Genomic DNA, 18133 nt, shown 5'->3' with positions numbered 1-18133 from the left:
AATCGTCGTGGAAAGATGTCTCGCTTCGCGCCCTCCGCATGTCGCGAAATCTGCTCTATGCGCGCCGGCCTGGTCGCAGCATCCGCTCGATTCTGCGAGTGGATTGACCGGTTGCCAGTTCATTTTGTCATCACATAATTATTGAATCCCGGAATAATAAAATTTACCGCGATCACCCGTACTATTCCGGTGAATTCATATCGGCTCTCAGCCGGCGCTCTGCCCAGGCTTCGATTGTGGGGTCTGCTATCGTCCTTGTATTGCAACGTTTTTGCCGATTTTCGCCCGTCTTTGATTTTCGCCGAGGTTCGTTCCGGGTAAGGTTAATCCAAAAGACATTATATATTAAATGTTGACGATAATAAACATTTAATGGATAGTTTATCGCTGGCGGGGCCGGACATAAATCCGCAGCCGCTGGAAGTTGCCGAGGTGTCTGCAAATTCATCTTGAAAGAAGGGATTCTTCCAATGTTGCAATATTACATCGAGACCAAGGAAGCGTTGAAGCGTCTGCGCACGGACCAGGATGGCGTGGTGTCATTCGAGTACATCATCGTCGCGGTTTGCATCGTTGGCGCAGTGGGTGCTGTGTTCGGTGGTGGAGCTGGTGGGCAGATCGGGGCGGCGCTAACGACCGGGATCACCGCAATCACCACCGCTTTCACTACCGCGATCGCTGGTTGATAGAGCCATTTTGGCACCAGAGGGGGGCAATCCAAGCTGCCCCCCTCCTGCAGGAGTGCTCCCGCTAGTTTGCCTTCCATTTTTTTTGAAACGTGCATTTCATGAGTTGGATTGCTCCCACCATCTCGATCCTGGAAATTCTGTTGTTGCTCTATGTCGCAACGATAGACGTCGCGACGCGCTCGATCCCAAACGAATTTTGTCTCGCGCTGGCGCTCCTTGGAATCGCCGGTCAATTGCCCGGCTCGATACAAGTCGCCGTGTCGCTGATCACAGCCGCGATCCTCTTCCTGCTGCTCTTTGTCCTATATGCGCGCGGAGGAATTGGTGGCGGCGACGTCAAGCTGCTGGTTGCCCTGGCGGTTGGTCTCCCGCCGAGCGGCGTGATGCAGTTGCTGACGGTCACCGTTCTGGCCGGCGGCGTTCTTGCCTTGGTGCATCTGATGATGCGTCACCTGCCGTATCCCAGGTTGGCACCCGCCGGCTCGTCGCTCGCACGGCGGATCTACGCGATCGAGCGTTGGCGCCATTTGCGACACGCCCCGCTGCCTTACGGAGTTGCTATCGCCTGTGGCGGCATCTGGACCATTTTGAGCAAAGGATCGTGAAATGTCATCCGCGCTGCGTCTGTCGATCATCGTGGTGCTTTTGCTTGCAACCACAGCGTTTGGACTGATTGCCTACAGCATGAACCTGCCGAAGGCGCAGCCTCCGGTCCCGGTACAAGTGACGGCGATGCCCCTAGCGCCGGCGGCGCCCGCGACCGCCGGATACTTTGTCGCGGCGCGGCCATTGCCGAGGGGGACGTTGGCCCGCGAAGAGGATTTCACCGTGCGCTCGGTGCCGCCGGAACTCGTTCCCCAGGGGGCTATTCTTGACGCGCCCGAGTCCAAGGCCGGACTTCCGGGTTCTCTCATCCGCAACTTCGTCGAAGCGGGCAGTCCCGTTACGTTGCAGGATATCCTGCGTCCGCGGGACCGGGGTTTCCTCGCCAGTGTCCTGGCGCCAGACAGCCGTGCCATCAGCATCAAGGTTGACGAGGAGGCCGGTGTCGCGGGCCTCATCAGGCCAGGCGATCACGTGGACGTCGTGCTGACCCAGGTCTTCGAGAAAGTCGATACCGCGCGCCGCGCCCTGAGCGAAACCGTTCTGCGAAATGTTCGAGTCATCGCGATTGATCAGGAGATCGTGCAGGGCGCGCGACCCATTAGCGGGATGGCAGGTAAGCAAACGCAGACCGTGTCACTGGAGCTAACGCAGGTGCAGGTCAAGAAGGTCACCGTCGCAAAGCAGCTCGGGACGCTCTCCTTGGCCGTACGTGCAGCAGTCGATCAGTGGGACAAGGCAGACACCGGCGCGATGTCGAGCTGTGATGTGTCCCCTGAACTTGCCCGCCAGTATGCAATTTCCGCGCAGAGAACGGCAGTGGTCGTTCATTCGGGCGGTGAGGTCAAGCAATACACGGTCAGGAAGCAAGAGGAAGACGCGCTCGTCAGCTGCGACGGTGCATCGGAAGCTGTACGCCCGACTGCAACGGCGGTGGGTTACGATAACAGGTTGTCGGAGAAACGTTGATGAACATCGCCATAGCCACTCCGCCTGAAGAATCGACGTCGATCGTCACGCGTAACCGCATCGTCGGTTTCGTAAATGATGAGCTCAGCGCTGCGGCGTTGCGCAAGGGGCTCGAAGGCGCCAACCTCTCGATCAGGCGCGGCACGATCCGCAATGCCATACGGATGCTTGAAACCGACACGGATCTGTTCGCACTGGTGGTAGACATCAGTGGTATCGATGATCCCTTTACTGAACTGGAAAGGCTGGCCGGCGTCTGTCCACCCGATGTCCGCGTAGCCGTGATCGGCGACAACAGGGAGATCACCTTCTACCGCGAGCTCCTGGAGCTCGGCTTGACCGAGTATCTGCCGCGGCCGCTCACGCGCGATATGGTGCTGGACAAGCTGCGCCCCAAGCTGCTCGGCGACGTGGCAGCCAACCAGATCGATCGCGGCGGGCACGTGGTCTCGATCTGCGGGGCGCAGGGCGGCGCCGGCGCCACGAGCATCGCGATCAATCTTGCGCTGCAACTTGCCGAGACAACCAAGGCCAAGGTGGCGCTGCTTGATCTTCATTTGCAGGGCGGCGAGGCCGCCGTGATGCTGGGTGTTCGTCCCGGGCCGGGGCTGCGGATCGCTCTGGAAAATCCGATGCGGGCGGACACACTCTTCCTCGAGCGCGCGGCAATCGAAGTCAACGAAAGGGTTTGCCTGGTCTCGGCCGACGAGGACCTCGACGCGCAGCTCGAAATTACGGAAGCTGGCATACGACACGTGCTGGGTCTGCTGCGTCAACGGTTCAACTACATCGTCGTCGATGTACCCGTCCCGTTTCCGCCGTCGATCTATCCCGTGATTGCGCTTTCCCGTCATGTGATGGTGCTGCTCGAATCCGAGGTGACCGGACTTCGCAATGCCCATGCGCTACGCACCGCCGTGATCAACATCGCGGGCAAGGACCGGGTCTTTACCTTGCTCAACCGGGCCGGTCGTCCCGGGGGCCTTCCGAGGGCGGCGGTCGTCAAGGCGTTGGGTGCAGAGCCCGACATCGTCGTTCCCGATCTCGGCAAGGGCATGACCGAGGCGCTCAATCTCGGAATTCCAGCTCTGAAGCACGTCAGAAAATTGCGGCGTCATCTAGCGCCGATCGTACGGGAGATCAGCGGTGTCGCTGCCGAGCGGGGTAGCTGGTGGAGGAGGGTGCTCACAGCACATCTGCGATGAAGAAGTTTGGTAGGCGCGAAGACGACGCACCAGCTCACGTATCTGCATCGGCGGCAGGCCTCCCTGCATCTGCGATAGGCTTGCCTTTGCCGTCGCCCAGCGCGACTGCAGCCGCACCGAGCGTGCCGTCACCTGCGCCAAGGCGCGACGAACCAGCGATCCACCAACCCATCATTCCGCCTTCGCTGCGTGAACGGGTGATTGAGCAGATCGAACCCGCGGTGGCCGCAACCGTCTCGCGGGAGGTTCTCCGGCGGCAGATTGAAGAGATCATCCATCACATTGCCAACCAGGAACGGCTCGAGCTATCGGGCCGCGAGCAGCTGCAGCTCGCGGACGAAATTGCCGACGACATGACGGGTTACGGGCCGCTCCGTCCGCTACTACTGGACCAATCGATCAACGATATTATGGTGAACGGTCCAAGTAATATCTACGTGGAGCGAAGCGGCAGGCTGGAACGAGTGGCGGTGCGATTCCGCGACAATGATCACATCGCCTCCGTCGCTCAGAAGATTGCCGCGCAGGTCGGTCGGCGCGTCGACGAATCCAGTCCGATGGTGGATTGTCGCCTGCTGGATGGCAGCCGGGTCAACATCATCCTCCCGCCGCTGGCGATCCATAGTCCGTGCATTTCCATCCGCAAATTTCCAAGCCGTCGTTTGGACATCGCCGGATTGATCGAAAACGGCTCGATGACCCCGGCCATCGGACAATTGCTGGAGATCGCCGCCCGCTCGCGGCTCAATGTTCTGGTCTCCGGCGGCACCGGATCCGGCAAGACGACGCTCCTGAACGCGATGAGTCAGTTCATCGATCACACCGAACGTATTGTCACGATCGAGGACGCGGCGGAGTTGCAGCTTCAGCAGCCCCACGTGATCAGCCTGGAGACCCGGCCTCCCAGCCTCGAAGGCACAGGGCAGGTGACACAACGCGATCTGCTGGTGAATGCCCTGCGCATGCGTCCCGACCGGATCGTCGTCGGCGAGGTGCGCAGTTCTGAAGCATTCGACATGCTGCAGGCGATGAACACCGGCCATGATGGCTCGATCTCCACGGTACACGCGAATAGTACCCGGGATGCCCTGACTCGCATCGAAAACATGGTCCAGATGGGACAGGTCAATTTACCGTCGCGCGCCATTCGGAGTCAGATCGTCGCTGCGCTGGATCTCATTGTGCAGGTCGAACGCATGCGGGACGGACAGCGCCGCATCGTTCAGATCAGCGAGGTGATCGGCCTTGAAGGGGAGGTGATCACCACCAATGACATCGCAGCCTTCGAGTATCAGGAGGAGGATGTGAACGGGCGGATATCGGGCAGCTATAAGTCCAACCTTGCAACTCCGAAGTTCAAGAGCCGGCTTGTCTATTTCGGGCTAGATGGTGCTTGGGCCGAGGCCATGAGGCAAATATGACGCTGGAGTCCGTGATCGTCACTGTTCTGGCGCTCGCGATGTGCGCAGCAGCCGTTTCGTTGTGGCTCGACGCTCGGGAAAGACGCATCAATCGCCGGTTGGCGGTTGCTCTGCCAACGTCGCATCCGTCCAACCTGCCATCCATTCGCCGCTTGGAAAGCGGGTCTCAGGATCAGTTTCTCAATCGGCTGTCAAACTACAATCCCGATATACCTTACGTGTTGCATCCCGCCTACGTGCTGCTTGCCGGTGCATTCGGAGCAGCGGCGATCCTTTATGCGAACAGCCAGCTGGGATATTCCATTGTCTACGCGTCCATTGTCGCGGCAATCGCGGCCCTCATTGTGATACGAGGCCTGTTCGGATGGCAGCAACGTCGCTTCGCTCTTCAGCTTTTTCGACAGCTGCCTGATGCGATCCAGCTGGTGACAAGTACCGTGCGATCGGGTCTGCCTGTGCACGAGGCATTTCGTGCCCTCGCGCGCGATATGCCGCAGCCAACGGCCGGGCAGTTTGCCATCGTATGCAGCGAAGTGAATCTGGGAAGACCTGCAGAGGAAGCTGTCCAAGCTGTCTATCGGCGAACGCAGGTGGCAGAGTATGCGATCTTTGCGGTGACACTTGCCGTGCAGTTGAAGTCCGGTGGCAGCCTGGCCGAGACCTTGCAGAACCTGGGAGACACTGTCAGGCAACGTGTTGCGCTGGCTGCTCGCGCCAAGGCGCTGGCAGGAGAGGTGATCTTTTCCTCACGAGCGCTGACAATCTCGCCCTTGATCGCAGGTGGAGTCCTATACGCAGCCAATCCGCAAACGGTTGATCTGTTGTTCACCGATCCGGTTGGAAACAAGCTGCTGGCTTACGCAGTCATTTCGGTGCTTGTCGGAGCCCTGGTGATAAGTTGGATGGTCAGAAGGGAAACAGAACTATGACCTCTGGTCTCAGTCTGGTGGCCCTGGCAGTCGTGGCTGCGACTGCGTCCTGCATGTTGATCATCCGCGAAATACACATTCGTACATTGGACGCCCGGGTATCAAACGCCGTGATGGGCGTTTCTGGCCGGTCTGCGCCCTTCCAGGACGTGACCGGTTGGTTTTCGTCGCTCGGCATGCGGTATCGTCGCTTCTATGCCGAGGAAAATCTGGATCAGCTACGAACCATCCTTCAATCGTCGGGTTTCAACCATCATCGAGCCTTGCCGACCTGGATCGGTATCAAAGCCGTCAGCATGGCGCTATGCCCGATCATCGCCGGGGGGGCCGCTCAGCTTCTCGGGAAGCCGCTGCTGGATGTGCTGGTCTTCACACTTATTGGCGTGGCTATCGGGATTTTGGCGCCGCGATTGATACTGGCGGTGATGAAGCGGCGGTTTGATGCCGCCATTCGACTGGGCACGCCGGACATGATCGATTTGCTGGTTGTGTGCAGCGAATCGGGAATGGGACTGGAAAGCGGGCTGGCACGCGTCGCGCAAGAAATGCAAGAGACCAATCCCGCTATAGCCAGGGTCATGAGCGGCCTTCTTGATGATCTCCGGATCCTGCCAAGCCGCAGCGACGCATTCGAGAAACTGGGAGCTACATCGGATGGGCTTCGCCGTTTCGGAATCATGGTCGGCCAAAGCCTGCAATACGGAACGCCCGTGGGCCAGGCTCTGCGGAGTGTCGCCGTCGACCTCCGGCGCGAACGTATTACCAAGCTTGAAGAAAGAGCACACAAGTTGGGCGCCAAGCTGACCATTCCGATGGTGTTGTTCCTGCTTCCGGCCATGTTCGTCATTTTGGGAGGAAGTCCCATTCTGCACCTCGTGCGTTCGTTCGCCAGCTTCGGTAAGTAGCCATGAGCACGATTGCCCTTTCGAAACCGTCCTCCTACGATCGAACAATGCAACTGTTCGGCGGCATGTGGTTCATGTTGCTGGCGGTTGGCGTGGCCATCAAGATCGGATCATCGGCTCATGATCCCTGGCCGTCGCTCCTGTCGAGTGTTTGCCTCGCTGCCTTCTACGTGCTCCTGGCGCTGTTGATCATCACGCGGCCCCCGGCGAAGGCGCAAGCGAAGGGCCGTCTCCCAAGGATCGCGGCCTTCGTCGGCACCTATATGCCGTGGACGATCGCCTTCTTCGGCGAAACCGACAAGGCGTTGCCGAACCTGGCGTCCACCGCGTGCGTGTTGATCGGCATGATCATGATGCTGGTCACCATCCGACATCTTGGCAGGTCGTTCAGTCTGGTGCCACAGGCGCGCAACGTGGTGCAAACGGGTCCGTATCGGTGGATCAAGCACCCGCTCTACCTCGCGGAAGAAATCGCGGTGTTGGGTGTGGTGTTGAGAAGTCCGACACCGCTGACAGCGGTCTTGCTCGTCTTGCATATAGGCGTTCAGGTTTGCCGAATTTATTATGAAGAGGACCTGCTTCGGCGAAACTGCCCGGAATATTCCGCTTACGAAGCATCGCGCTGGAGAGTGATCCCCTACGTTTGGTGAGTGCTGTTCCGGTCGGCGACCGGAAGGGTGAGTATCGGTGGAGGTCAACTCATGAGCCACAAGAAGTCTTTGATCGTGGACCAACGCGGCGCCGTCGCGCTTGAGACCATGATCGTCTACATTTTCTTGGTGTCATTCCTGCTTGTGCCGCTCGCCGACTTAGCCGCCGCGGGCTTCCAGTTTATCTCCGCATGGTCGGCGCTGCGCTCCTTCGGGCAGTACGTGCAGTACGCTAATCCGCTCGCCCCCGACGGCACAGTGAGCTGGAAGACAGGGCTACAGACGACAGTTGCGGGTCATGCGATCAGCAACCTTCAGGTTTTGTGCGGAGACGCGGGCGCTACCTGCTCGCCGAGCAATCTTGCTTCTCCGAAGTACATTACATTTTCGACAACCATCACTTTGGCCCCGCTTGGGGCCCGCCCGCCTTTTATGGGTTCGTTGCTGTGTCCCACCACCTGCACGTACACGCTGCGTCACTCAGAACGCTTCCAGTAGGGTGTTTCCATGCGTGATCTACTCCATTCCCAACGAGGCTCCGTCGCATTCGCAACAGTCATCGCTCTCGTGCCACTCATCGGAGTAGTCGCACTCGGGGCCGAGGCTGGATCGTGGTACGTCACCCGCCAGCACGCGCAGAACGCCGCCGACTCGGCGGCCTATTCGGGCGCATTGCGGCTCTCATGTACGATGGCGGGTGCGGTCTGCGACACGCAATCAGTGGATTACCGCGGCAAGGAATTCGCGGCGCAGAACGGGTTTTGCAACTACAGTCCCAACGACGCTACCGCCTATCCGGGCAGGGATTGTCCGACGAGCCTTCCGACAAGAACCTCGCGGGTCGTGCAGATCGATATCGGCAATTACAATGCGGGCACGTTTACAACGCCCGTTGCGGGTACGGGCAACGCCGTTCGAGCCAGAGTCAGCCAGCAACAACCGGCGTACTTGTCGGCCGTGCTGGGTTTGACCACCGTCAACATCCCCGCCCAAGCCATTGCAATGGTCCAGCAGCCGACCAAGGCCTGCGTCCTGGCGCTTGGACCTGACTCAGGCGCACTCAAGCTTGCTGGTAACCTCAGCAACAACGGAACTGGCTGCGCTCTGATGTCGGATACCAGTGTTCAACTTGCCAGCACTCCAACGTTCACCGGCTCGGGATGGGCAGTTTATGGTGTGAGTGGCTGCACCCCCACAGGCAGCTGCAGCAATGTTAGCGTGCCGCACAATTATTTTATGACGTACGCTAGCAATCCGCTCAGCAAACTTGACACCGCATCGTTCAACAGCAGGACGGGCAACACAAATATGCCATGCACCCTTCAGGCGGATGGCTGGAAGCATTGCGCGCCAAATAGCGCCGGGACTGGAGCTTACGGCAGTTTCACGGTGCAGAACGGGGACAAGTACGTTTTGGACCCGGGAACATATTTCTTCTTCAAAGCAAATATAAAGATGACCGGCGGACAACTGAAAGGTACAGGCGTAACCCTGGTGCTGCTCGGAGACTCGCAGCTTACCATCAACGGGGGCACGGCTGATCTCTCCGCACCTGCCACTAACACGTTCTCTTCTGATCTAAATGGCGTCCTGATCGATGATCAGGCTCCGAGCAAGACCAGCAACAAGGTCACCATAAACGGTGGCGGTCTGGTTAGCTTGGGCGGGGCCATCTACTTCCCCAAGGTCGACGTTAGCTGGGCCGGTACGACTGCCAGCACCAATACGACCTGTTCGCAAGTGATCGCCAAAACGATCGACATGAGCGGTGGCGGCTACCTCAGCACGCAAGGCTGTGATCCGGCCACCATCGTTTACACCCAAGTTGTCGCTTTGGTGCAGTGATGAGAAAGCTCGACAACCGCGGTATCGCACCGTTTGAATTTATTATGGTGTCCGTGGCGCTTTTCACATTGATGTTCGTCATCTTCGATCTTGGGCGCTATACCATCACGATGCAATCCTTGCGGACGCTCGCGAGTGCTGGCGCCCGTGCGGTCATGATTAGCTGCTATACGCCTGCCTTGCTTCAAAGCCCGCCGCAGTCGCCGGCCGGCTGCACCGGGGATCCCCTGTCCACCTCCGCCAAGCAGAACGCGGCCCCCTTCCTGTTTTTCGGAGGACTCACGCCAACGCTGACCGTGGGGGCCAACAGCAACAGCTTGAGTGTTACAGCTTCCCAGGCAAACTTTACGATGCTGATGCCGATATGGGGCACAACGCTCAATGCGCCGAGCGCCTCCAACCAGATTCCCTTCTAGCGCGAATATGGCAGCATGCCTGACATGTTTCAATCGAGAACTAACTTGGTCGGGTTTGGCCAGGCGCGCGGGTGCGGAGTTGCATCAGACTGATTTGCAATCGCCCAAGCGAATCTCCAAGCGTGCGACCGGATGTCCTTCGATAGCAAAGCCGCGACGCGAGCGCGCGCCAACGGCGGTCGTGCTGCCGGATAGTTCCCCACAGCCCGTGGGAATGATGCGCGTTGGCAACATTGAAGAGTTTTCTTTCCGCTTGCGGCGGTGCGGTAAGTATCACGTCTTGCAACCTGCCTGCATGAGGGAGGATGATCTGGAAACACGAAGTAACGAATTGTAGTGGGACAGATTGTAAGCTCTGCAACGTGGTGCGCAGAGGGGAAATGTTGAGGACGGCGAGCACGTAGATTTGCGGGGATCTCCGTGGATCGCAGTGGGGGGACTCGGATGAGTGGCGATCGCGTTTCGGGTAACAAGGTCGGGAGGCTTCTCGCCTTCGGCGTGATGGGTCTGGGCGCGGCGCTGGCCTCGTCTGGGCTCACTGACCGCGCGGCGGCTGCAGACCGGCGGGGCTCCTCCGGCGGCGTCATCGTCAGCGAGATGAACGACGTCCAGCGGGTCAAGCTCGTCGTCAACAAGTCACGTACCTTCAAGGTCGACACGGCCTTTGCGACGATCGTGGCGGGCTCGTCTGACATCGTCGACGTGAAGTCGCTGAGCGATCACCTCATCTATGTGCAGGGCAAGCAGACCGGCACCACCAACGTCATCCTGTTCGACAGCTCGATGAAGCAGATCGGGATTCTCGACGTCGAGGTCGTGATCGATACCGGTAATCTGCAGCAGAACATCCGGACCAGCACCGGCGGGCAGGGTATCCGCGTGTCGGCTTCCGAGGGGCAGGTGGTGCTGAGTGGAACCGCCGCCGACGCAGTTACGGCCGAGCGGGCCATGGCGATCGCCACCAGCACGGTCGCGAAAGGAGGCGTCGTCGTCAACGCGATGAGCGTTGCGGCGCCGCAACAGGTGATGCTCGAGGTGCGCTTTCTCGAGGTGAGCCGGGAGGCTGGACGCAATCTCGGCGTCAACCTCTATGGAGCGAACGCCAATGGTACCAACGTCGGCAATACCGGGCTCGGTCGTGTGACCGCCGCGGGTCGATCACCGATTGGAGGTATCAACACCACCAACGGTCCCCTCGGTGCTGGAGGAGACCCTGTCGGGCAGGCCCCGACAGGTAGCCTTCCGATCCTCGGAACTCTGGGGACCCTCGCCGGTACAGCAGGAGGCATCGCGCCGGCCCCGTTCGGAAGCTTGTTGACCAGCATTATCAGGACCAGCAGCGGCGGCTCGGTGGACCTATTGATCTCGGCGCTGGAAACCAAAGGATTGGCACGCCGGCTGGCGGAGCCAAATCTGACCACGCTGTCCGGCGATGCCGCCCGCTTTCTCGCCGGCGGTGAGTTTCCAGTACCGATACCGACCCAGACGACAAACGGCTTTCCCACCATCACGATTGACTACAAGAAGTTCGGTGTTGAACTCGCCTTCGTGCCCACTGTGCTCTCGCGCGGTGTGATCAATCTTCGGGTCGAGCCGTCGGTCAGCGAACTTGATTTCGCCAACGCGGTGACGATCCAGGGGACGACCGTCCCTGCGCTGACCCGTCGCGACGCGCGAACCACGGTGGAGTTGCGCGATGGCCAGAGCTTTGCCATCGCCGGCCTGTTGCAGACCCGTAATCGCCAGGACGTCTCGCAACTGCCTTGGATCGGCTCGGTGCCGGTGATTGGAAGCCTGTTCAGCAGCAAATCGTATCAGCAGGAGGAAACCGATCTGGTGATCATCGTGACGCCGCGCCTGGTCGCGCCGGCTGCACCCGGTCAGCAACTGGCATCGCCACTCGACTCCCGCCTGCCGGCCAACGACGTCGATTTCTTCCTCAATGGCCAGATGGAAGTCCGCAAGCGGTACCATGACTACGTCAATTCCGGAGGCGAGGTGAAGGGACCGTATGGCCACATCATCGCGCCTGAAGTGCGGGCCCCCGTCGTCGTCCCGGCTAGTGCCGATCAGACGGTCGTCAAAACTCTAAACTAGAGGACGCGCGAGATGACGATCAGGTATCTGGTTCTGTTTGCGCCCATCCTGCTCGGGGGATGTTACGGCGTCGCCGGTCATGACGAGGTGGACCGCTACTTTCAGCGTTCCGACAGCATCACGATGACCGCCGGCGATGCCAAGCAGGTCAACGCCGTGACCCATACAATCCATCCATGGCCGCGATACGTCGGCGATCGCCGGATCGCATACGACGCGCGGCGCGTGGGTGCCGCCGTAACGCGATACGGCAACCAGCAACAGCCGGTGGATCAGCTTCCCGACATGGGCGATCCGACGAAACTCATGGGCCAGCGGCCTCCGGTCACGCAGAATGTCAACGTAACTGGATTGGGTGCGGGAGCATCGGCGGGAGTATCGGTGCCAGTGGGCGGGGCGGCGGGCAGGTAGCGGCTTTTGGTAGTTGAGTTTACGAGGGACATTTGCGTGCGGTGCAGTGAGTCCGCTGGGCCGGGCGGGGGACAAAGATTATGCGACGTGCCATTCTACTGCTGACCTGTTGCTGGCTGGCGCCAGGCCTTGCGGGATGTGACTATACCACGAGGGAGGCTGCCATCGTGGCTCCGGTCGAGCCACCGGGTGGGGACCCGGTGCAGGAGCCGACCGACGTCAAGTACTACCCGTCGGACGAGCCTGTGCGGCTGGGGCTGGAGCATTACAATCGCGGCAGTTACGGGCTCTCACAGCGCTATTTCAAGGACGCCGTCGAGAAATCACCCAAGGACGTCACGGCCTGGATTGGTCTCGCAGCGAGCTACGACAGGCTGCGTCGTTTCGAGCTGGCCGATCAGGCCTATGCGCAAGCGATCCGGCTGGGAGGCGAAACCGTTCAGATCCTGAATGACCAGGGATATTCGTACATGCTGCGCGGCAATCTGAGTGCGGCGCGACGGAAGTTCGAGAAAGCCTATTCGCTCGACCCAGGCAATCCGGTCATCGCCAATAACCTCGAGCTTCTCAATGGCAGCCGGCGGTTCATTGAAAGACCGCCAAACAACCAGCCATAAGTAGTCGACCGGATGCTGCGGCCACGGCCAGTTCTCGTCAACTTGGTCCGATCACAGCATCGGCGTGACGGCTCCCGCTGCGGAGGATGACAATGATGCCATTGCGAACGGTAAATCGCGCGCCGAGCAGTTTCCGCACCTTCTCCGTGATCGGAAAAGGAAAGGGCACGGCTTCTCCTGCGACGGGATCGCCGACCTTGATCGTCTCGGTCGCGGAGCCGGCAATTGGTGCAGGCTTGATATAGTCTCGGATAAGCTGAATCTCTTCACGTGACAGGATGAGCGGAGCCTGGTCAGGACGGGCCTCCGACGGCGGCTTGGGTGTTTCACTGCTTGCCTTTGTCTCGTTGGTGCTTGCGATCTGGTCGAGCCTGGCTACGCGTAGCTTGAGCGCGATGATGTCACGTTGCAGTGTTGCGATCTCCAATTTGCGCGAGTTGACCTGCATGAAGACAATGATCGCGCAAACGCTGCTCACGACAAAGCCGACGCTCAGCAATGCGATCAACCACCGCTCAAAGTTTCCCATCGACCCTCCGGCCGTCCGGGGGAGTTGATCGCGCTGGAGATGGCTCCGCCAAATGCGGCGTGCTCGGTCCATCCAGTCTGTAGAGCCCATTACGCCGGCCGCCGCCCGGCCCGACCCAAAATGCGCGGGCGACGAGGCGGCTTCCTCTCGGGCCGGATCAACTAACGACGCCGTGTCGGCTTGCTCAAGCTCTAGATCCTCGGGGACGCGATCCTCCGTAGGCAGATGAGCGGCAGGACGGAAGGGATCCATCTGCTTATCGAGCCGGCCCATCTCCGTTCTCCATGGAGCCATCTGTCAACTTCAGCAGTTCTGCCGACGCGGATAGAATAGGGTACCCGAGTATTCGATCAATCGGAACGGAAAAGGCGCCGGGCCGCAGGCGTGAGCCGTTCCAAGGATAGCTTCAGGAGATCGGGGTGCGGCGAGGCGACGAAGAGCCTGGCGGGCTTGCCCGGCCTTTCCGGACTTTCGCCGGGTCAACTCAATGGGCATGCAATGGCTTGCCCTTCATCAGTTCCCGCAGACGCTGGAACGTCACGTAGAGCATCGGCACCAGGAAGATTCCGATCGAGCTCGCTGCGAGCATGCCCGCGAACACGGCTGTACCGACAGCCCTGCGGCTGAGCTCCGCAGCGCCGGTCGCGATCACGAGCGGCACGAGACCAAGGATGAAGGCGACGGAGGTCATCATGACCGCGCGGAAGCGCATATGGGCGCCCTGGATCGCAGCGTCCTCGAGCGCCACGCCTGCCTCGCGTTGCTCCTTGGCGAACTCGACGATCAGAATCCCGTTCTTGGCGGCGAGCGCGATCAGCACCACGAGCCCGATCTGGCCGTAGAGGTCGAGATTGAGGCCAGCGAGCTTGATGCCGATGTAGGAGCCCAGCACGCCGACAACGACGGACAGCAGCACCGGGATCGGGATCACCGTGCTCTCATAGAGCGCCACCAGGAACAGATAAGCAAACAGCACCGCAAGCATCAGCACGATGCCGGTCTGGCCGGCAGCCTGCTGCTCCTGATAGGCGGTGCCGGTCCACGCAAAACTATAACCCGCAGGCAGTACGGCATTTGAGACATCGGCCATCGCGGCCATTGCGGTGCCCGAGGAGACACCGGGGGCCGGGCTGCCGTTCACCGTCACCGAGCGGTAATTGTTGTAGCGGGTGATCACCTGGGGCCCGGTCACGATCCTGATCCCGGCCAGTGATCTGATCGGCACCATCTGCCCGCTGCTATTGCGCAGATAGATGCGCCAGATGTCCGAGATATCGCTGCGATCGAACGCTTCGCCCTGGACGTTGACCTGCCAGGTGCGGCCAAACCGGTTGAAATTGTTGACGTAGATGCCGCCGAGCGTCGCCTGCAGGGCGGTGAAGATGTCGCTGACCGTCACTCCGAGCGCCTGCGCCTTGCCGCGGTCGATGTCGAGATGGATCGACGGATTGGTCGCAGTGAAGGTGGAAAAGACGCGCGCCAAACGCGGATCGGCGTTGGCGGCGCCGATCAGCGCGTTTGTGACGCTCGAGATTTCGGCCGGGCTCTGTCCTTCCAATGCCTGGAGCTGGTATTCGAACCCGCCGCCGGTGGAGAGGCCGATGGTCGGTGGCAGGTTGAACGGCAGCACATTGGCCTGTCGGATCTGCGCGCCGGCCGCGAAAGTCTGCCGGATTAGCGCTTGCGCAGAATCCGCTGCCGCCTTGCGGTCGGCAAATGGCTTCAGGCGGGTGACGACGAGCGCGCTGTTCGATTCCGATGCGCCGTCGAGCAGGGAAAAACCGACGATGGCAAGAACGTGGTCGACAGCCGGCATCTGCTTCAGGATGTCTTCGACCTCTTGGGTGACCTCGCTGGTCCGCGCCACCGACGCGCCGTCCGGCAGTTGGACCGAGGTAAAGAAGGCGCCCTGATCTTCCTCGGGCAGGAAACCCGTCGGCGTGATCAGCGACATGCCGAAGATGCCGGCGGCAAGGAGCGCGACGAGCAGAACGGAGAGGACGGCCACGCGTACGAGGCGCCGGACGCCGCTGCTGTAGCGGTCACGAATCCAGTCGATGGAGCCGAGGACGCGGCCCATGATGCCGCGCCTGGGCCCGGTGTGGCGCAGGAACAGCGCGCACAGAGCGGGCGACAGCGTCAGCGCGTTCAACGCCGAAATCATCATCGCCGCGCTGATCGTCACCGCGAACTGGCGAAACAGCGTTCCGGAAACGCCTGGAATGAAGGCGATAGGTACGAAGACCGACAGCAGCACCAGGGTGATCGCGATGATCGGCGCGGTGATCTGGGTCATGGCCTTCTTGCTGGCCTCGGTAGGGGAAACGGCCGGCTCCTCCTGCATGACCCGTTCGACGTTCTCGACGACGACGATGGCATCGTCCACGACGATGCCGATGGCGAGCACCATCGCCAGCAGGGACACCGTATTCGCCGAATAACCCAGCACGAGCAGGACGGCGAAAGTGCCGATCAGGCTCACCGGAACCGCGATCGCCGGGATCACCGTGGCCCGGAGATTGCCGAGGAAGAGGTACACCACGATCACGACCAGCACGAAGGCCTCGCCCAGCGTCTGCAACACCTCCGCGATGGTGTCGCGCACGAAGCTCGTGGAATCGTATTGCACGAGGTAGCTCAGCCCGGTGGGGAAGTGCTGCGACAGCCGCTGCATCGTCGCCGCCACGGCTTGTGCGGTGGTCACCGCATTGGCGCCCGGCGCCAGATAGATCGCGACCGGAACGGCCGCGCGTCCGTCGATCCGTGCTTCGCTGTCGAGGTTTTGCGCGCCCATCTCGACACGGGCAACGTCCTTCACCAGCAGGGACGAGCCGTCCGGGTTGGCGCGCAGCACGATGTTGGCGAATTGATCGACGGTGGCGAGCCTGCCCAGGGTCTGCACGTTGAACTGGAATTGCTGGTCCTCGCCGATCGGGCGCGCACCGATGCGGCCGACCGGCGCCTGGACGCTTTGCGTGCGAATTGCGGCAATGACATCCGACGGCGTGAGATTGAGGCTGGTGAGCCGCTGCGTGTCGAACCAGATCCGCATCGAATAGTTCATCTTGGCGAACAGATTGGCCTGCCCCACCCCGGGGGTGCTCGCGATCGCATCGAGCACGTTGATGATGGCGTAGTTCGTGATGAAAAGCGGATCCTGCTCGTCATTGGCGCTGTAGAGCACGAGGAATTGCAGGATCGAGGAGGACCGCTTGCGGACCGTCACCCCCTGCTGCTGCACTTCGGTCGGCAATTGCGACAGCGCGCTCTGCACGCGGTTGTTGACATTGACGGTGTTGATGTCGGGGTTCGTGCCGAGCGCGAACGAAACCGTCAGTGTGTAGCTACCGTCGCTGGCGCTGGTCGATTTCATGTAGAGCGCGCGGTCGACGCCGACGATCTGTGCCTCCAAGGGCTGGGCGACGCTGCTCTCGACGACTTCGGCGGACGCGCCCGGGAAGGTGCCGGAGACGGTGACCTGTGGCGGCACGATGTCCGGAAATTGCGCCACCGGGATCTGCATCAGCGCGAGCGCACCGGCAATGGTGATGATGAAGGCGATCACCATCGCAAGCCGGGGACGATCGATGAAGACCGCGGACATCATGGCTTGTCGTCCGCCCGGCCGGCCTTGCCGGAGGTGCTGGGAGCTGCTTGCGGGGCCGCACCATCCGCAGCTTTCATGCGCGACAGGATCAGTGGACTTGCCGGCCCCGGCGCAACGACCTGGCCGGAGCGAACCCGCTGCAGGCCTTCGACGATCACCCTGTCGCCGGCCGCGAGTCCGGCGATGACCGCCGCGATGGTCGGGGTCGATTGCCCGAGCTGGATGCGGCGCTGCTCGGCCTTGTTGTCGGCGCCGACAGCGAGAACATAATCGCCCTGCTGATCGGAGAGCACGGCGGAGCGCGGGATCGCCAGCACCTCGATCGGCTGGACGCCCTCCAGCACGACGGTCACGAACTCGCCGTCGGTCAGCTCGTGAACGGTGACGCCGGCCGCCGAGGACGCCCGCAGGATAGGATTGCCGATCTCGCCGCGCACGGTGATCGTGTCGGTGTTCTGGGCAATGGTGTTGTCGACGAAATTCAGTTTGCCGGACTGGCCGTACATGCGGCCGTCGGGCAGTCGCAGCCTGATGACGACGGCTTCCAGGCCGCCTTGCGGCCCGTATCGTTCCCGCAGTTCCAGTCCTTGGCGCAGCGGCACGGGGAAGGTGACGTACATCGGGTCCTGGCTGACGATAGTGGTCAGCACGCCCGAGCTTGGACCGACCACGTTGCCTTCCGTCAATGCCGTGCGTCCGATCTTGCCGGCGATCGGTGCGCTGATCTTGGTGTAATCGAGGTTGATCCGGGAGGCCTGGACCTGGGCTTGCGCGGCCTGGACCTGGGCTTCGAGGCTGAGCTGGTTCGCGATGGCGGCGTCGTAGGTGGACTGTTGCCCGGCAGGGCCTCCGAGCAGGGTCCGGGCGCGTTCCGTCGTCTGTTTGGCATTCTCCAGTGTCGCCTGAAGCTGCGCCACCTGCGCCTGTTTCGATGCCAGATCCGCTTCGAAGGGACCGCGCTCCAGCCGGTAGAGCTCATCGCCCTTGCTGATCTCGGCGCCTTCCTCGAACAGGCGACGTTCCAGGAATGCGGTGACCCGCGCAACGACATTGACCCGATTGATCGCCTCGATCCGCCCGAGAAATTCACTGCTCTCGGTGATCGGTCGCCTTGTCGCTTCCACGACGCCGACCGCGGGCGGGCCCGGCGCGGCGGGTTGGGGCCGGGCCAGCCCGCCGGCGATGATCGTCAGGAGAGTTGCCGCCAGCAACCTGATCGAGACGCCAGCAAGGTTCATTG

At 61.1% G+C, this 18133-nt stretch carries 17 protein-coding genes; 14 read left to right on the top strand and 3 right to left on the bottom strand.

Going from position 1 to position 18133, the window contains the following annotated elements; all coding sequences use genetic code 11:
- The first annotated feature begins 470 nt into the window (after nt 1–470).
- From IVB26_RS29485 to IVB26_RS29420, 14 genes are all read left to right on the top strand, one after another.
- Complete coding sequence (locus IVB26_RS29485; protein WP_018458240.1) at nt 471–686, top strand: hypothetical protein; 216 nt, start codon at nt 471–473, stop codon at nt 684–686.
- A gap of 101 nt (nt 687–787) precedes the next feature.
- On the top strand, nt 788–1294 hold the full coding sequence (locus IVB26_RS29480; RefSeq protein WP_038974510.1) for an A24 family peptidase: 507 nt from the start codon (nt 788–790) through the stop codon (nt 1292–1294).
- A gap of 1 nt (nt 1295) precedes the next feature.
- Complete coding sequence (gene cpaB / locus IVB26_RS29475; protein WP_247968582.1) at nt 1296–2261, top strand: Flp pilus assembly protein CpaB; 966 nt, start codon at nt 1296–1298, stop codon at nt 2259–2261.
- Complete coding sequence (locus tag IVB26_RS29470) at nt 2261–3466, top strand: AAA family ATPase (protein ID WP_247968581.1); 1206 nt, start codon at nt 2261–2263, stop codon at nt 3464–3466. The genes cpaB and IVB26_RS29470 overlap by 1 nt, the downstream gene beginning before the upstream one ends.
- On the top strand, nt 3463–4887 hold the full coding sequence (locus tag IVB26_RS29465; protein WP_247968580.1) for a CpaF family protein: 1425 nt from the start codon (nt 3463–3465) through the stop codon (nt 4885–4887). Before IVB26_RS29470 ends, IVB26_RS29465 begins: the two co-directional genes overlap by 4 nt.
- Nucleotides 4884–5816: a type II secretion system F family protein gene (locus IVB26_RS29460; RefSeq protein ID WP_247968579.1), complete on the top strand. Its 933-nt coding sequence runs from the start codon at nt 4884–4886 to the stop codon at nt 5814–5816. The genes IVB26_RS29465 and IVB26_RS29460 overlap by 4 nt, the downstream gene beginning before the upstream one ends.
- Entirely contained in the window at nt 5813–6721 is a 909-nt protein-coding gene (locus IVB26_RS29455; protein WP_247968578.1) for a type II secretion system F family protein, read from the top strand. The genes IVB26_RS29460 and IVB26_RS29455 overlap by 4 nt, the downstream gene beginning before the upstream one ends.
- Before the next feature lie 2 nt (nt 6722–6723).
- Nucleotides 6724–7371 (top strand): methyltransferase family protein, encoded by a 648-nt coding sequence (locus IVB26_RS29450; protein ID WP_247968577.1) that lies wholly within the window; start codon nt 6724–6726, stop codon nt 7369–7371.
- Between the two features lie 51 nt (nt 7372–7422).
- Nucleotides 7423–7869: a hypothetical protein gene (locus IVB26_RS29445; protein ID WP_247968576.1), complete on the top strand. Its 447-nt coding sequence runs from the start codon at nt 7423–7425 to the stop codon at nt 7867–7869.
- Nucleotides 7870–7878: 9 nt separating this feature from the next.
- Nucleotides 7879–9216 (top strand): pilus assembly protein TadG-related protein, encoded by a 1338-nt coding sequence (locus tag IVB26_RS29440; protein ID WP_247968575.1) that lies wholly within the window; start codon nt 7879–7881, stop codon nt 9214–9216.
- Entirely contained in the window at nt 9213–9632 is a 420-nt protein-coding gene (locus tag IVB26_RS29435) for a TadE family protein (RefSeq protein ID WP_346732839.1), read from the top strand. Before IVB26_RS29440 ends, IVB26_RS29435 begins: the two co-directional genes overlap by 4 nt.
- Before the next feature lie 444 nt (nt 9633–10076).
- On the top strand, nt 10077–11729 hold the full coding sequence (locus tag IVB26_RS29430; RefSeq protein ID WP_247968573.1) for a type II and III secretion system protein family protein: 1653 nt from the start codon (nt 10077–10079) through the stop codon (nt 11727–11729).
- Between the two features lie 12 nt (nt 11730–11741).
- On the top strand, nt 11742–12140 hold the full coding sequence (locus IVB26_RS29425) for a hypothetical protein (RefSeq protein ID WP_028144167.1): 399 nt from the start codon (nt 11742–11744) through the stop codon (nt 12138–12140).
- A 167-nt stretch (nt 12141–12307) separates the two neighbouring features.
- Nucleotides 12308–12757: a tetratricopeptide repeat protein gene (locus IVB26_RS29420; protein ID WP_247968572.1), complete on the top strand. Its 450-nt coding sequence runs from the start codon at nt 12308–12310 to the stop codon at nt 12755–12757.
- 37 nt (nt 12758–12794) lie between these two features.
- Here the strand turns inward: IVB26_RS29420 and IVB26_RS29415 are convergent, their stop codons facing one another.
- The 3 genes from IVB26_RS29415 to IVB26_RS29405 form a co-directional block, all read right to left on the bottom strand.
- Complete coding sequence (locus tag IVB26_RS29415) at nt 12795–13559, bottom strand: hypothetical protein (RefSeq protein ID WP_247968571.1); 765 nt, start codon at nt 13557–13559, stop codon at nt 12795–12797.
- A gap of 211 nt (nt 13560–13770) precedes the next feature.
- Entirely contained in the window at nt 13771–16893 is a 3123-nt protein-coding gene (locus IVB26_RS29410; RefSeq protein WP_247968570.1) for an efflux RND transporter permease subunit, read from the bottom strand.
- Nucleotides 16890–18131: an efflux RND transporter periplasmic adaptor subunit gene (locus IVB26_RS29405; protein WP_247968569.1), complete on the bottom strand. Its 1242-nt coding sequence runs from the start codon at nt 18129–18131 to the stop codon at nt 16890–16892. Before IVB26_RS29405 ends, IVB26_RS29410 begins: the two co-directional genes overlap by 4 nt.
- Nucleotides 18132–18133 lie beyond the last annotated feature (2 nt).

Origin of the sequence: Bradyrhizobium sp. 195 (assembly GCF_023101665.1) — a bacterium.
Lineage (GTDB): Bacteria > Pseudomonadota > Alphaproteobacteria > Rhizobiales > Xanthobacteraceae > Bradyrhizobium.
This window is presented reverse-complemented; position numbering and strand designations above follow the sequence as displayed.

Coding starts and splice junctions, on each gene's coding strand:
- IVB26_RS29410 (WP_247968570.1), bottom strand. CDS start 16,893: ATGATGTCCGCGGTCTTCATCGATCGTCCCCGGCTTGCGATGGTGATC.
- IVB26_RS29405 (WP_247968569.1), bottom strand. CDS start 18,131: ATGAACCTTGCTGGCGTCTCGATCAGGTTGCTGGCGGCAACTCTCCTG.
- IVB26_RS29445 (WP_247968576.1), top strand. CDS start 7,423: ATGAGCCACAAGAAGTCTTTGATCGTGGACCAACGCGGCGCCGTCGCG.
- IVB26_RS29425 (WP_028144167.1), top strand. CDS start 11,742: ATGACGATCAGGTATCTGGTTCTGTTTGCGCCCATCCTGCTCGGGGGA.
- IVB26_RS29465 (WP_247968580.1), top strand. CDS start 3,463: ATGAAGAAGTTTGGTAGGCGCGAAGACGACGCACCAGCTCACGTATCT.
- IVB26_RS29485 (WP_018458240.1), top strand. CDS start 471: ATGTTGCAATATTACATCGAGACCAAGGAAGCGTTGAAGCGTCTGCGC.
- IVB26_RS29440 (WP_247968575.1), top strand. CDS start 7,879: ATGCGTGATCTACTCCATTCCCAACGAGGCTCCGTCGCATTCGCAACA.
- IVB26_RS29450 (WP_247968577.1), top strand. CDS start 6,724: ATGAGCACGATTGCCCTTTCGAAACCGTCCTCCTACGATCGAACAATG.
- IVB26_RS29460 (WP_247968579.1), top strand. CDS start 4,884: ATGACGCTGGAGTCCGTGATCGTCACTGTTCTGGCGCTCGCGATGTGC.
- cpaB (WP_247968582.1), top strand. CDS start 1,296: ATGTCATCCGCGCTGCGTCTGTCGATCATCGTGGTGCTTTTGCTTGCA.
- IVB26_RS29470 (WP_247968581.1), top strand. CDS start 2,261: ATGAACATCGCCATAGCCACTCCGCCTGAAGAATCGACGTCGATCGTC.
- IVB26_RS29415 (WP_247968571.1), bottom strand. CDS start 13,559: ATGGGCCGGCTCGATAAGCAGATGGATCCCTTCCGTCCTGCCGCTCAT.
- IVB26_RS29430 (WP_247968573.1), top strand. CDS start 10,077: ATGAGTGGCGATCGCGTTTCGGGTAACAAGGTCGGGAGGCTTCTCGCC.
- IVB26_RS29455 (WP_247968578.1), top strand. CDS start 5,813: ATGACCTCTGGTCTCAGTCTGGTGGCCCTGGCAGTCGTGGCTGCGACT.
- IVB26_RS29480 (WP_038974510.1), top strand. CDS start 788: ATGAGTTGGATTGCTCCCACCATCTCGATCCTGGAAATTCTGTTGTTG.